Here is a 14061-nt window from a genome sequence, read left to right on the forward strand (position 1 = left end):
TCCGTCCACCTTGGGTGTGTCGTCCCCCTGCGGGCCGTCCACCTTGGGCGTGTCGTCCCGTTGTGTCGGCTCACCCGGTGGCACCGCGTTCGGTTCCGCCCGGGGCGCCGGATCGTGATCCGGCCGGCCGGTCGGTGCGGGCCCCCGGTCGGTGCGCTCCCCCTCGGGCGCGTGGTCCCGGTCGCTCTTGGGGGCGTGGTCCTTTTCACCCTTGGGCGAGTGATCCTTGTCGCCCTTGGGGGAGTGATCCTTGTCGCCCTTGGGTCCATGGTCTTGATCGCTCTTGGGCGCATGGTCCTTGTCGCCCTTGGGGGAGTGATCCTTGTCGTCTTCGGGCGCGTGATGCTGCTCGGACCGGTCGTTCCTGGGTGCCGGGCCGCCGTCGTCCTTGTCGGCCTTCGGGGGGTGCTGCCGGTCCGGGCCATCGCCCTTGGGGGTGCCGTCCGGAGCGCCGGGGGACGCATGCTTCTTGTCACCCTTGTCGGCACCGTCGGATTTCTTACCCTTATCGGGATCGTCGCTCGGGCCATGCCCGGTGGGTGGGCCCTGCCGGTCAGGGGCGGTGTCTTTCATCCCCTTGGGACCGGTATCCGAGTCCTTGTGCTTTTCCTTCTTCTCCAACAGGGCCAGCCGGGCGTTGACATCCTTGACCAGGGCGTCTCCGGCCGCGGCGACCTGGGAGGGCCGCTGCCCCGCGGGCACGGACAGGCCCGCCGCACCGGTGAGCTGGGTGACCCGGGCCTCGACGCTGCGCATCTGGGCACCGGCCCGGCCGACCTCGGCCAGCAGCTCGCGCACCAGCTTGGGGTCCATTCCGTCCAGCTTGCCCATGGGCGTCTCCCTGGTCGTGGTCGCGCTCCCTGGTCGATCCGCGCGACGGCCCGGCCATCCGCTCGCCGCCCATGCTCTCTCGTCACGCGCCGTGACTCAAGAGCACGGACGTGCCTCACGGTACCGACGCGGCCGGAATCGACGGCCGCTTGATAGCCATCCGGCATCGGTCGTCCCCGACGGCGGCCCCGGACCCACCGGGTGGCGCCGCCCGGCCCGCCAGGTCGGATCACCCGCCAATGGTCTTCGCCACCCGCGATCGTCAGGTGACCGCCGCACCCGCCGAACCGGGCAGGTCGCGTGAGCGCCGGTGACCACGTCGGCCACCGGGCCCCGCCTCAGCCGGCCGCCGGCCCCTCCGGGCCGGTCGGCCTCCCGGCCGGGTCGCCGGGCTTCGCACCGTTCACCCGCTCGTCGACGGCGGCCGGCTTCGCCTCGGCCGCCGGCGTCTCGCCATCGACGGGCTTCGCCTCGTCCACGGGCTTCGCGCCGTCCGCCGGCCCGGCCTCAGCCGCCGGCTTCACGCCGTCCACCGGCTTCACCTCGTCCACCGGCTCCTCGGTGTCCACCGGCTTCACGCCGTCCGCCGGCTTCACGGCGTCCGAGGGGCGCACGTCGTCCGCCCGGTCCGCCGCGTTCGCGGGCCTGACGTCCCCGGCCGCGGGCACATCGTGCACCGGACGCCGGTCGTCGGCGGGGTCGGTACCGTCGGCGGGCTGCTCGCCGGCCGACGGGGCCGGGGCGGGAGCCGCGGCGGTGGCCGGGGCCGCGGGCTCGTCCTCGTGGCCGGAGTCGGTGGCGACGTAGCCGATGACGCCGCGCAGCCTGCCCACCGAGATCGCGCCCTGGCGCAGCACCCGCGGCACCGCGGTGGTCAGGTCCACGATCGTGGAGGGCACGTTGTCGGCGCACGGGCCGGCGTCGAGGTAGACCGCGACGGACTCGCCGAGTTGCTCCTCGGCCTCGGCGGCGGTGGTCGCCGGCGGTGCCCCGGACCGGTTGGCGCTGCTCACCGCCATCGGGCCGGTCTCCTTGAGCAGCTCCAGCGCCACCGCGTGCAGCGGCATGCGGACCGCGACGGTGCCCTTGGTGTCGCCGAGATCCCAGTTCAGCGAGCGGCTCACCCGGCAGATGATCGTCAGCGGGCCCGGCCAGAAGGTGTCGATCAGGTCCTGGCCGTAGGTGCCGAGATCCTCCACCAGGGCGGTCGCCGCGCGGACCGTGCCCACCAGCACGGGGACCGGCATGTCACGGCCCCGGCCCTTGGCCTCCAGCAGCGCCATCACGGCCGAAGGGCTGAAGGCGTCGGCACCGATGCCGTAGACGGTGTCGGTCGGCAGGACCACCAGCTCGCCGGCCTGGACGGCGGTCACCGCAGCGGCCAGCCCGGCGGTCCGCCCCTCGGCGTCGGAGCAGTCATAACGTCGACTCACGACGGTCATCCTTCCATGCGCGGCGGGGCGCGCCGGCCGGTACGCCGGCGCCGGCCCGCTATTCCTGGCCGTAGCGGGCCGTGACGAAGCGGTCGCGGCCCGCCAGATCGGGATGGTCACGAATGTCCCGCCAGCCCCGGTCCTCGGCGAACTCCAGGTAGACCGCCGATCCCTGCTGGTCGGCGTGCTCGACCGCGACCAGGCCGCCCGGGCGCAGCAGCCGCCGCGCGGTGCGCTCCACGGCGCGCACCTCGTCCAGCCCGTCGTCGCCCGAGCCGTACAGTGCGCGCGCCGGGTCGTAGTCGCGGACCTCCGGGTCGCGCGGGACCGCGCCGGGCGGGATGTAGGGCGGGTTGGAGACCACCAGATCGACCTGGCCCGCCAGCTCGGGCAGGCAGTCGGTCAGGTCCTCCGGATGCAGGACGACCCGGCCCTGCCCGTATTCGACGATGTTGCGCTTGGCCCAGCCGTAGGCGAGCGGGTCGACCTCCACCGCGTGCACCCGGGCCAGCGCCACCTCCTGGGCGATGGACAGGGCGATCGCCCCCGAACCGGTGCCGAGGTCGACCACGAGCGGCGCGGCGACGTCCATCTCGCGCAGCCGGTCGATCGCCCAGCCGGCCACCACCTCGGTCTCCGGTCGCGGGACGAAGACGCCGGGGCCCACCTCCAGGGACAGGTACCGGAAGTAGGCACGGCCGGTGATGTGCTGGAGCGGTTCGCGGGCCTCGCGCCGGGCCACGCCCTCCCAGAAGAGGGCGTCGAACTCCGAGTCGGGCACCGTGTGCAGCTGGCCCCGCCGGACACCGTGGACGAAAGCCGCGATCTCCTCGGCATCGGTCCGCGGCGAGGGCACCCCCGCCTCGGCCAGCCGGGCGGTGGCGAGGGCGATCTCGTCCATCAGCAAGGTCATGGGAGCTTCGTCACATCAGGTCGTCGTCATGAGTGGGCGGCGAGCTTCTCTGCCATCTCGGCGTCGGCCAGGGCCTGGATGACCGCGGAGAGCTCGCCGTCCAGCACCTGGTCCAGGTTGTAGGCCTTGTAACCTACCCGGTGATCGGAGATCCGGTTCTCCGGGAAGTTGTACGTTCGGACGCGCTCGGAGCGGTCGACCGTGCGCACCTGCGACCGCCGCTCGGCGGACGCGGCGGCGTCGGCCTCCTCCTGGGCGATGGCCAGCAGCCGGGCGCGCAGGATGCGCAGCGCCGACTCCTTGTTCTGCAGCTGGCTCTTCTCGTTCTGGCAGGAGACGACCACGCCGGTCGGCACGTGGGTGATCCGCACCGCCGAGTCGGTGGTGTTGACGCTCTGCCCGCCGGGCCCGGAGCTGCGGAACACGTCGACCCGCAGGTCGTTCGGGTCGATCTGCACCTCGACCTCCTCCGCCTCGGGATACACCAGCACGCCGGCGGCGGAGGTGTGGATGCGCCCCTGCGACTCGGTGACCGGCACCCGCTGCACGCGGTGCACGCCGCCCTCGTACTTCAGCCTGGACCAGACACCGTCCGCGCCCCGGCCCTTCATCGCGACCGTCACGTCCTTGTACCCGCCGAGGTCGGAGTGCTGGGCGTCGATGATCTCGGTCTTCCAGCCGGCCCGCTCGGCGTAGCGCAGGTACATCCGCAGCAGATCGCCGGCGAACAGGGCCGACTCCTCGCCGCCCTCACCCGCCTTGATCTCCATGATGATGTCCTTGCCGTCGTTGGGGTCACGCGGCACCAGCAGGTGGCGCAGCCGTTCCTCCAGCGGGGCGATCCGGCCCGCCAGCTCGGCGGCCTCCTCGGCGAACGCCTGGTCCTCGGGGGCGAGCTCCCGGGCCGCCTGCAGGTCTTCGCGCACGCCCTCGAGCTCGCGGTAGGCGGTGATGATCGGCGTCAACTCCGCGTACCGCCGGCCCAGCGTCCGCGCCAGGTTCTGGTCCGCGTGCACGGCGGGATCGGCGAGCTTGAGCTCGAGCTCGGCGTGTTCGGCGAGCAACTCGTCGAGATTCACCGCGTGTCCTTCTTCCTTGCCATCCGGCGCGAACCTGGGCCATCACCAAGAACGCCGACCCGGGCACGCCCCCAGGACGGGGGCGGTTCCGGGCCGGCGTTCCTCGCGGAGCTACTTGCTCGCGGCCTTCTTGCCGAAGCGCTTCTCGAAGCGGGCCACCCGGCCACCGGTGTCCAGGATCTTCTGCTTGCCCGTGTAGAACGGGTGGCAGGCGGAGCAGACGTCGGCGTGGATGACGCCGTTCTTCGCGGTGCTGCGCGTGGTGAAGCTGGCGCCACAGGCACAGGTCACCTGCGTGATGCCGTACTCCGGGTGAATGTCGGGCTTCATTTTCGTCCTCTCTGGGCGCGGCCGCCGGGTCGCCCTCGTCGCTCGCGGTCGGACCGACACGCGGGGCGGGCGGGAACCGGAACCGCCATGGTTCGGCTACCAGTGTGCCAGATCCTGTAACCCGGCCAGGCCACGGATCATTCCCGCGCTCCCCGACCCCCGCGCGCCCGGCACGGGGGCCCGCGGGCGATCTCCGCCCCGGCGGGCCGGCCCGGCCGCCGCAGGCGGCCTCACCGGTCGGAGCCGAGGTAGGCGAGCACGGCGAGCACGCGCCGATGGTCGTCGGGAGCGGGATCGAGACCGAGCTTACCGAAGATGCCGGAGATGTGTTTCTCCACCGCCCCGGCGGTGACCCCCAGCCGGCCGGCGATCGCGGTGTTCGACCGGCCCTGGGCCATCAGGTGCAGCACCTCCGACTCGCGGGCGCTGAGCGCGGCGACCGGGTCGCCGCGGCGCCGGCTCAGCAACTGGCCGACCACCTCGGGATCGAGCACCGTGCCGCCGGCCGCCACCCGCCGTACCGCGTCGAGAAACTCCGCGACATCGGCGATCCGCTCCTTCAGCAGGTAACCGACGGCCGCCGCGCCGCGGCCGACCAGCTCGGTGGCGTACCGCTCCTCGACGTACTGCGACAGCACCAGCACCGGCAGCCCGGGCCGGTGGCGCCGCGCCTCGATCGCCGCCCGCAGTCCCTCGTCGGTGTGCGTGGGCGGCATGCGCACGTCGACGACCGCCAGGTCCGGCCGATGCTCCCGGACCGCCGCCACCAGGCCGGGACCGTCGCCGGCCGCCGCCACCGTCTCGATGTCCCCGTCGGCGAGCAGCCTGACCAGCCCTTCCCTCAGCAGCACCGAGTCCTCGGCTATCACCACTCGCATCTCGTCCCCCTCCGGTACCGGACCGGGCGGGTCGCACCGCCACCGGTCATGTGATCACCACTCCACCGGCAACTCCGCGCGGACGACGGTCGGACCACCGGGCGGGCTCCGCACGGTGAGGGTGCCGTCGATCGTGGCCGCCCGGTCGGCGAGGCCGGCCAGGCCGCCGCCGGCCCGGACCCGCGCCCCGCCGGCCCCGTCGTCGCCGACCTCGACGACGACCCGGCCGCCGCGCCGGCCGACCCGGACCGACGCCCGGCCGGCCGAGGCGTGCTTGGCGGCGTTGGTGAGCGCCTCGGCCACGACGAAGTAGGCGATGCTCTCCACGGCCGGCGGCGGCCGCTCGTCGATCTCCACCGACACCGAGACCTGCACCGGCGCCCGGGCCGCCAGGGACGACAGGGCCGCGTCCAGGCCGCGGTCGGTGAGGATGGCCGGATGGATGCCCCGGGCCAGGTCCCGCAGCTCGGCGATGGCGGCCTTGGCGCCGTCGTGCGCCTGGGCGATCAGCGCCCGCGCGGCGTCGGGGTCGGTGTCGAGCTTGGCCCGGGCCCGGCCGAGGTCCATGGCGACGGTGAGCAGCCGCTGCTGCGCGCCGTCATGCAGGTCGCGCTCGATGCGGCGCCGCTCGGCCTCCGCGGCGTCCACCCCGCGGGCCCGGCTGGCCTTCAGGTGGCGCACCCGGACCTCGTCACCGGGACCGAGCAGGGCGACGGCCAGGGCGCCGTGCAACCAGGCCAGGCCGCGGACCGCGTACAGGGTGGCCACCAGCAGGACCAGGCCGGCGGCGGCCCAGGCCAGCCCCTCGGGCACGCTGTCGATCACCACGTTCCCGTTCACCACGGTGCGGCCGCCGGCCGCCACCAGGGCCGGCTGGAGGAGGAACGCGGCACAGCAGACGGCCAGGATGATCGTGACGAGGAACTCGACCAGGCCGAGCGGGAACAGCAGCAGCAGGTAGCCGAGATCCTTCCAGGTGGCCGGGTCGCCGAACAGCGCCGCCAGCCGGCGTACCGGACCGCCGGCCGGGGACGGCCGGTACGGGTCGGGGATGGCCAGGCCGAGGGCGAGCCGGAGCATCCGCCGCTCCAGCATGGCGCCGCCCCGCCACAGCAGCATCGTCACCAGCAGGAGCGGGAGCCCGGCCCAGACGAGCATGGTCACCAGCGCCACCGGGATGGCGGTGGCCAGGATCACGAACCACGTCACGCCGGACACGGCGCTGACGACCGTGATGTACGGCAGGGCGCGCCAGGTCGCCGGATCGACCAGCAGGCCCAGCGGGCCGTGCGGGCCGAGCGGGACCCGCAGCCGCAGCGGCCGTCGTTCCGCCTGCCCGGCCGCCATCGCGCCCTCCCTCCGAATCCCGGTCACCGGGTGTCTCCCGGTGGGACGAGCCTGCCAAGGCCGGCGGCCCGGCACCATGGTGCAGGCCGTACCCGGCCACCTGGGGCGGGCCCCACCTCCGGCCGTGACCGCCGCAATCGCCGCGCGGGTGACCGGCGGCACGCGGCGCGCCGCCGCACGGTGACCGCCCGGCGCCCGGCACCACGAAGCGTGCGGTACGCCGCGCCCGGAAACGGCGAGTGCCGGACGGAGGGCGGCCCGCCGGAAACGCCTAAATCGCCGGAAACGCCGAAGACACGGCGGGCCGGGTGGCACCACCGTGTCTTCGGCGGACGGGTCGGTTCGATGGATCGCGACACGCATGCCGGCCCACCGGACCGCGACGGGGACACCGGCCGGCCGCGCGGGTCCGCGCGGCCGGCCGGCGCCGCGTCAGTCGCGGTCGGAGCTGACCGTGGTCTTCTGCACCTGCAGCAGGAACTCGGCGTTCGACTGCGTCTCGCGCATCTTCTCCAGCAGCAGCTCCAGAGCCTGCTGCATGTCGAGGGCGTGCAGCACGCGGCGCAGCTTCCAGACGATCTGCAGCTCGTCCTTCGACATCAGGATCTCCTCCTTGCGGGTGCTGGACGCGTCGACGTCCACCGCGGGGAAGATCCGCTTGTCGGCCAGGGAACGGCTGAGCTTGAGCTCGGCGTTGCCGGTGCCCTTGAACTCCTCGAAGATGACCTCGTCCATCTTGGAACCGGTCTCGACCAGCGCGGTGGCGAGGATCGTCAGCGAGCCGCCGTTCTCGATGTTGCGGGCGGCACCGAAGAAGCGCTTCGGCGGGTACAGGGCCGTGGAGTCCACACCACCGGACAGGATGCGCCCGGAGGCCGGAGCGGCCAGGTTGTAGGCGCGGCCGAGCCGGGTGATCGAGTCGAGGAGCACGACCACGTCGTGGCCCAGCTCCACCAGGCGCTTGGCGCGCTCGATGGCGAGCTCGGCGACCGTGGTGTGGTCCTCGGCGGGCCGGTCGAAGGTCGAGTGGATGACCTCGCCCTTCACCGACCGCTGCATGTCGGTGACCTCTTCGGGACGCTCGTCCACCAGGACGACCATCAGGTGGCACTCGGGGTTGTTCCGGGTGATCGCGTTGGCGATCGCCTGGAGCACCATCGTCTTGCCCGCCTTCGGCGGCGAGACGATCAGCCCGCGCTGGCCCTTACCGATCGGCGTCACCAGGTCGATGATGCGCGTGGTCAGAATGTTGGCATCGGTCTCCAGCCGCAACCGCTCCTGCGGGTACAGCGGGGTCAGCTTGGCGAACTCCGGCCGGCTGCGCGCCTGCTCGGGATCCATGCCGTTGACCGTGTCGAGCCGCACCAGGGCGTTGAACTTCTCCCGGCGCTCGCCGTCGCGGGGCTGGCGCACCGCACCGGTGACGACATCGCCCTTGCGCAGGCCGTTCCGCCGGATCTGCGCCAGCGAGACGTACACGTCGTTGGCGCCGGGCAGGTAGCCGCTGGTGCGCACGAACGCGTAGTTGTCCAGGATGTCGAGGATGCCGGCGATCGGGATCAGGACGTCGTCGTCGCCGACCACCGGCTCGTTGCTGTCGAAGCGGTCGCGGCCCCGGCGGTTGCGCTCCCGGAACCGGCCGCGGCGGCCGCGGCGGTCGTCGTCACCCTGGACCTGCAGGTCGCGGCCCTGGTCACGATCGCGACCCTGGTCACGGTCGCGACCCTGGTCGCGGTCGCGACCCTGGTCGCGGTCCCGGCCCTGCCCTTGGTCCCGGCCCTGGTCGCGGTTCTGGTCGCGGCCCTGGTCACGGCCCTGGTCACGACGGCCCTGCGATTCGCCGGCGTCCGCGGCACGTGCCTCGGGCCGGTTCGCGTCGCCACGGTTGTCGGGGCGGTTGTCACCACGATCACCACGGTCCCGCCGGTCGCCGCGCGAACGGCGCTCGCCGCGCTCGCGGCGCGACTCGCCGCGCTCGGGGCGCGGGTCGGCCTGGGGATCGGCGGGTGCGGCGGCGGGCGCCGCGACGGCGGCCTGCTCGGCCGGGGCGGCCTCGACCTGGGGCTCCTCGCGCGTCTCGGCGACGGCCTCGGCGGGCGCGGGGCGGGAACGCTCCCGGCGGCTACGGGCCGGACGCTCGACGACGGCGGGCTCGGCGGCGACCGCCGGAGCGGGCGCGGCGGGCGCGGCGGCCTCGGAGGAAGGGGCACCGTCCGCGGACGATACGCCCTGCTTCTCCTGGATGGCCGCGATCAACTGGCTCTTGCGCATCCGGCCGGTCCCGCTGATGCCAAGGCTCGACGCCAGAGCCTGCAGCTCAGGCAGCACCATGGCGGCGAGCCCGGTACCGGAGCGACGGCGCGGCCGGGCCGCGGCGCGGGTGGGGGTGTCGCCGGCGGCCGACGGCGCGGCGCCGGTGGCGTCGGAGAGGAGTTCGGTGGTGTCGCTCAACTAAAAGGTCCTTCCCAGGGGTCGGGCACCGGCCATGATCAGCCAGGCGTCCCGGTGATGCGACCCGGCGGGACAGACCGGGTCGGGCCAGGCGAATTTCTTGGGTGTCGGGGTGCCGGTGCGTCGGACCGGCACGTGGCCGTCACCGTCGAGATTCGGGAGCCGTTGGGGGTCCGGGGGTCGCCCCCCGGCTGGTTACCGCCGACCAGATGTCGATGCCAGACGAACGCGCATGTCCCCGATCACCCCGCCTCTCGACACGCCAACCGGATGTGGAGCAACCGGAGACGATGGATTCGAGAAGCCCGCTGTGCGGCCTACGTCTCGCGACGCAGGGCGCGACCCAGCGATGTATGGCTGACAAGCACGCACCCGCAACGGGGGCATCTGGTGCGGCTATCAGCCTAACATCACCAGCGCACACTGCTATTCCCTGAAGGTCGAAGATGCATCAGCGTGTCTCGGGAAAATGGACGCTCGCCCCGGACCGGTCGACGTCCAGTAGCTGGATGTGCCAGTCACTACCCACTTCCGACGCGATCGAATCATGGGTGTCCGACGTTCCGAACACCAGAATCGTCGGACCGGCCCCCGATACGACGGCGGGCACCCCCGCCGCGCGCAGACGTTCTACCAGATCGGCCGTGCCCGGCATCGCAGGCGCGCGGTAGGTCTGGTGCAGGCGGTCCTCGGTGGCGGCGAGGAGCAACCCGCTCTCCGGGCGCCGGGTGAGGGCCGCGATGAGCAGGGCCGCGCGTCCGGCGTTGGCCGCCGCGTCGGTGTGCGGCACGTCCTTCGGCAGCAGCCCGCGCGCCTCCGCGGTGGCGAGCCGGGTTCCCGGCACCAGCACCACGGGCCGGACCTCCCCGTGCGGGCTCAGCCCCAGCTTACGCGGTGTACCGGAGGGGTCGGTCCAGGCGATGGTCAGGCCGCCGGTCAGGCACGGCGCCACGTTGTCGGGATGGCCCTCGATCTCGGTGGCCAGCGCGAACACCTCGTCGTCCGGCAGATCGGGCGCGGCCAGCGCGCGACCGGCGAGCAGGCCGGCGCAGATGGCCGCGGAGGAGGACCCGAGGCCGCGGGCGTGCGGGATGCGGTTGCGGCAGCGCAGCCGCACGCCGGCCGGCTGCGGCACGCCGGCCCGGTCCAGCACGGCCCGCAGCGACCGGACGACCAGGTGGCCCTCCCCCGGGTCGAGCTCGCCCGCCCCCTGACCTTCGACCTGGACCTCGGTCGGGCCGCCGGGCAGCAGCTCCGCCGCCACCTCGTCGTACAGGCCGAGGGCGAGGCCCAGCGAGTCGAACCCCGGGCCCAGATTGGCACTGGTGGCCGGCACCCGGACGGCCACGGTGCGGCTGGCTGGCATCGATCTCCTCTTGCTTGGTGGGCGCACCGCCCGGCCCGCTTTCGGGCGCGCGGGCTCCGGCGGGCGCCGCCGCCGGCCCCCACCCGCCCCGCGGACGGCGGTCAGGCGAGCTTGAGCGCGGCGGCGGCCTCGAAGGCGTCGACCGGGATCGTCAGCGGGGTGGGCGCGCCGGAGATGGCCCAGTCGGGGTCCTTCAGCCCGTTTCCGGTCACCGTGCACACCACCCGCTCGCCGCCGGCCAGCAGGCCCTGCTCGTGGGCCTGGAGCAGGCCGGCGACGCTCGCGGCCGAGGCGAGCTCCACGAACACGCCCTCCTCCTGCGCGAGCAGCCTGTACGCCGCGGCGATCTGCCGGTCGGTGACCGCCTGGATGTCGCCGCCGGACTCGTCGCGGGCCGCCTCGGCCAGCGCCCACGAGGCGGGGTTGCCGATCCGGATCGCGGTGGCGATGGTGTGCGGGTGGGTGACCGGGCTGCCGCCGACGATCGGCGCGGCGCCGCTGGCCTGGAAGCCGAGCATGCGCGGGCGCCGGGTCGCCACCCCGTCCGCCGCGTACTCCTGGTAGCCCATCCAGTAGGCGGAGATGTTGCCCGCGTTGCCCACCGGGATGCAGTGCACGTCCGGCGCGTCGCCGAGCACGTCGACGATCTCGAAGGCGGCGGTCTTCTGGCCCTGCAGGCGGTGCGGGTTGACCGAGTTGACCAGGGCGATCGGGTAGTTCTCGGCGAGCTTCCTGGTCATCTCCAGGCAGTCGTCGAACGAGCCGTCGACCTGGAGCAGCCGGGCGCCGTGCACCAGGGCCTGCGCCAGCTTGCCCATCGCGATCTTGCCGCGCGGGACCAGGACGGCGCAGGTCAGCCCGGCGCGAACCGCGTAGGCGGCGGCCGAGGCCGAGGTGTTGCCGGTGGAGGCGCAGATGACCGCCTTGGCGCCCTCCTCCACGGCCTTGCTGATGGCCACGGTCATGCCGCGGTCCTTGAAGCTGCCGGTCGGGTTGAGTCCTTCGACCTTGAGGTGGACCTCGCATCCGGTCAGCGCGGACAGGCGCGCGGCCGGCAGCAGCGGCGTACCGCCCTCCAGCAGCGTGACCACAGGCGTCGTCCCGCTCACGGGTAGCCGGTCGCGGTACTCCTCGATAAGGCCACGCCAAGCCCTGAACATCGTCGCTCCTCCCGCGGCCGTGCGGCGGTGGCACGGCGGCGTGTCACAGGGGTCCGCCCCCGGCGGTGTCAGGCACGAGTCTACGGCGGGCGGGTCCCTCCCCGCGCGCGCCGTCCACTGGCTGGACCGGCCGCGCTGTCCCCTCCATCCTCCGTCATGGGGCGGGCGCCCGTCGCGCCGGCCACCGGATTCGGCAACATCGGAGAAACCGCGGGGTCGCGGGCTCTCATGAACCTCCAAGGATCTTTGGGTATGGTCGGCCTCTTCTGGCGGCCACCGCTCCGCCTTCCACCTGGCCGGAGGCCCCAGGGTCTCGTCGACGCATGTGACCGGAGGGAAGAGGCGTCCTGCTGATGACCGAAACGCGCGGAGGGCCCGCCGAGGGCCCGGCGGGCGGTGCCGGAGCGGCCCGGCCGAGGATCCGGCACAACGATTACTCGCCGCTGGTACCGCCGGCGCTCGGCTCCTGGACGCCGGAGCTGACGGTCAGCGTGGTGATCCCCGCGCACGGGGGCGGGCACCGCCTGGACCTGACCCTGGCCGCGCTGGCGGCGCAGACCTACCCGGCGCGGCTGATGGAGGTCGTCGTGGTGGACGACGGCAGCGAGCCGCCGCTGCGGCTGCCGGAGATCAGGCCGGAGCACACCCGGCTGGTACGGGCGCCCGGCGACGGCTGGGGGGCGGGGCACGCGGTCAACACCGGGGCGGACCGGTCGGACGGCGAGATCGTCCAGCGGCTGGACGCGGACATGGTCGTCTTCCGGGAGCACATCGAGGCGCTGATGCGCTGGCAGCACCTGACCGACTACGTGGTGACGATCGGGGGCAAGGTCTTCGCCGAGGAACCGCCGCTGACCGCGGCCGAGGTGCACCGCGCGGTGCGCGAGGGCACCGTGGAGTCGCTGTTCGACATGGCGGCGGCGGTGCCGAGCTCGACCGAGGCGACGATCCGCCGCCTGGACGGGCTGCGCGCGAGCAAGAATCCCTACCACGTCTGCACCGGGGCCACCGTCTCGGTGCGCCGCTCGCTGTTCCGGCGGGTGGGCGGCCTCGATCCGGCGGTGCGCCGCGGCCAGGACACCGAGTTCGCCTACCGGCTGGCGCAGGCCGGGGCGGTGTTCGTCCCGGACCTTTCGGCGCGCGCCGTCCACCTGGGGCTGCCCGCGCAGCGGGTGGACACCGAGGCGACGGTGCGGGTGGTCGCCCCGTTCCTGGCCCATCGGGTGCCGCTGCGCCGTGACCTGCGCAAGGAACCGGGCCGGCGCTGGCTGGTGCCGTACGTGGAGGTCGTGTTCGACGTCGCCGGCGCCACCGAGCCTCAGGTGCGGGCGGCGGTGACCGCGGCGCTGGGCGGGAGCCTGCCCGATGTCGCCGTCACGCTGGCCGGGCCGTGGGACGAGTTGCCCGAGGGCCGCCACCGGGTGCTCGGCGACCCGCGCCTCGAGGCGCGGCTGGTGCGCGAGCACTTCCGGCACGATCCGGCCGTCCGGCTGGCCGCGGCGGCGGCGGACCCGGCGCCGGTCCCGTTCCGTTACTCCGGTCCGGTGGACGTACCGCTCGCCCGGCGGGCCCTGGAGACGATGATCAAGGTGCTCACCGAGGAGCGGGCCGGGCTGCTGCTGATCGCCCTGCCCGGCGGGCGGACGGCCCGGCTGGAGCGCACCGAGGCGGTGAACCGCGCCCGCCTGCTCGCGGCGCCCGGCGAGGACCTCGACCAGGTGATCGAGCAGACCCACGGGGTGGTCCGCGAGCAGGCCCGGCGGTTCTGGCCGGCGCCCGCCGGGGACACCCGGCCGGACGCGCCCGCACCGGCCCAGACCGGCACGCCGGCGCCGCGGCGGGCCGAGCCGGACGCGGACGACCCCGGGCCGCCCGGCGAGGGCGATACCCGGGCCGCGGCGCCCCACCCGAGCGCCCGGAGGCTGGTCGGGCGGCTGCGCACGGTGTTGCGCGGCAGATGAGAGGACTCCCCTCCCCCACGTGCTCGGGGGCGGGGCGAGAGTGGCGGCGGGCCGGCCCGTGCGACGGCCGGCCCCGCCGCGACTCGCCGGGCCGGGACACGCGGTGCGAGCGCGTGTCCCGGCCCGAAAGCGCGGCCCTTGCGGGCCCAGGCCGGCGGGCGGCGCCGGCCGGCCCGTCCGACGACCGAGAGGCGGCCGGCATCGTCGCGCAACCGTGCGACGGACGGCCCGCCCGCGGCGCCCTGGTGCGCCCCTCATGACCGGTCGGCCGCCGGACACCCGGCGCCGGCGATCAACCGGCGAGGCCGGGCG

Annotated in this window: 10 protein-coding genes and 1 pseudogene; 1 reads left to right on the top strand and 10 read right to left on the bottom strand. The window is 74.1% G+C overall.

Features of this window, described 5'->3' with window-relative positions; genetic code table 11:
• From Sru01_RS00585 to thrC, 10 genes and pseudogenes are all read right to left on the bottom strand, one after another.
• A partial coding sequence (locus Sru01_RS00585) for a hypothetical protein (protein ID WP_373869473.1) occupies nucleotides 1-831 on the bottom strand: 831 nt, incomplete at its 3' end.
• 677 nt (nucleotides 832-1508) lie between these two features.
• Nucleotides 1509-2264: pseudogene (locus Sru01_RS00590) on the bottom strand (L-threonylcarbamoyladenylate synthase); the annotation flags it as partial.
• A gap of 58 nt (nucleotides 2265-2322) precedes the next feature.
• Entirely contained in the window at nucleotides 2323-3177 is an 855-nt protein-coding gene (prmC, locus tag Sru01_RS00595; protein WP_203981809.1) for a peptide chain release factor N(5)-glutamine methyltransferase, read from the bottom strand.
• Between the two features lie 26 nt (nucleotides 3178-3203).
• A complete protein-coding gene (gene prfA, locus Sru01_RS00600; protein WP_203981810.1) occupies nucleotides 3204-4256 on the bottom strand; it encodes a peptide chain release factor 1 in 1053 nt (350 codons plus the stop codon).
• A 111-nt stretch (nucleotides 4257-4367) separates the two neighbouring features.
• Entirely contained in the window at nucleotides 4368-4586 is a 219-nt protein-coding gene (gene rpmE / locus Sru01_RS00605; RefSeq protein ID WP_203981811.1) for a 50S ribosomal protein L31, read from the bottom strand.
• A gap of 230 nt (nucleotides 4587-4816) precedes the next feature.
• Nucleotides 4817-5464, bottom strand: coding sequence for a response regulator transcription factor (locus tag Sru01_RS00610; RefSeq protein WP_203981812.1), 648 nt, complete (start codon nucleotides 5462-5464; stop codon nucleotides 4817-4819).
• Nucleotides 5465-5518: 54 nt separating this feature from the next.
• Nucleotides 5519-6838, bottom strand: coding sequence for a sensor histidine kinase (locus Sru01_RS00615; protein ID WP_275412126.1), 1320 nt, complete (start codon nucleotides 6836-6838; stop codon nucleotides 5519-5521).
• 405 nt (nucleotides 6839-7243) lie between these two features.
• Nucleotides 7244-9262, bottom strand: a complete 2019-nt coding sequence (rho, locus tag Sru01_RS00620; RefSeq protein ID WP_203981813.1) for a transcription termination factor Rho — start codon at nucleotides 9260-9262, stop codon at nucleotides 7244-7246.
• 451 nt (nucleotides 9263-9713) lie between these two features.
• Nucleotides 9714-10628, bottom strand: a complete 915-nt coding sequence (gene thrB / locus Sru01_RS00625) for a homoserine kinase (protein WP_203981814.1) — start codon at nucleotides 10626-10628, stop codon at nucleotides 9714-9716.
• 101 nt (nucleotides 10629-10729) lie between these two features.
• Nucleotides 10730-11788, bottom strand: coding sequence for a threonine synthase (gene thrC, locus Sru01_RS00630; RefSeq protein ID WP_203981815.1), 1059 nt, complete (start codon nucleotides 11786-11788; stop codon nucleotides 10730-10732).
• A 353-nt stretch (nucleotides 11789-12141) separates the two neighbouring features.
• On the opposite strand from thrC, the gene Sru01_RS36090 reads away from it, so the two are divergent.
• Complete coding sequence (locus tag Sru01_RS36090; protein WP_203981816.1) at nucleotides 12142-13749, top strand: glycosyltransferase; 1608 nt, start codon at nucleotides 12142-12144, stop codon at nucleotides 13747-13749.
• Nucleotides 13750-14061 lie beyond the last annotated feature (312 nt).

It is taken from the genome of Sphaerisporangium rufum (genome assembly GCF_016863395.1).
Classification (GTDB): domain Bacteria; phylum Actinomycetota; class Actinomycetes; order Streptosporangiales; family Streptosporangiaceae; genus Sphaerisporangium; species Sphaerisporangium rufum.

Bases quoted from the DNA above. Each gene is read 5' to 3' on its own strand.
- prmC (WP_203981809.1), bottom strand. From the start codon at position 3,177: ATGACCTTGCTGATGGACGAGATCGCCCTCGCCACCGCCCGGCTGGCC.
- rpmE (WP_203981811.1), bottom strand. From the start codon at position 4,586: ATGAAGCCCGACATTCACCCGGAGTACGGCATCACGCAGGTGACCTGT.
- Sru01_RS00610 (WP_203981812.1), bottom strand. From the start codon at position 5,464: ATGCGAGTGGTGATAGCCGAGGACTCGGTGCTGCTGAGGGAAGGGCTG.
- thrB (WP_203981814.1), bottom strand. From the start codon at position 10,628: ATGCCAGCCAGCCGCACCGTGGCCGTCCGGGTGCCGGCCACCAGTGCC.
- thrC (WP_203981815.1), bottom strand. From the start codon at position 11,788: ATGTTCAGGGCTTGGCGTGGCCTTATCGAGGAGTACCGCGACCGGCTA.
- Sru01_RS36090 (WP_203981816.1), top strand. From the start codon at position 12,142: ATGACCGAAACGCGCGGAGGGCCCGCCGAGGGCCCGGCGGGCGGTGCC.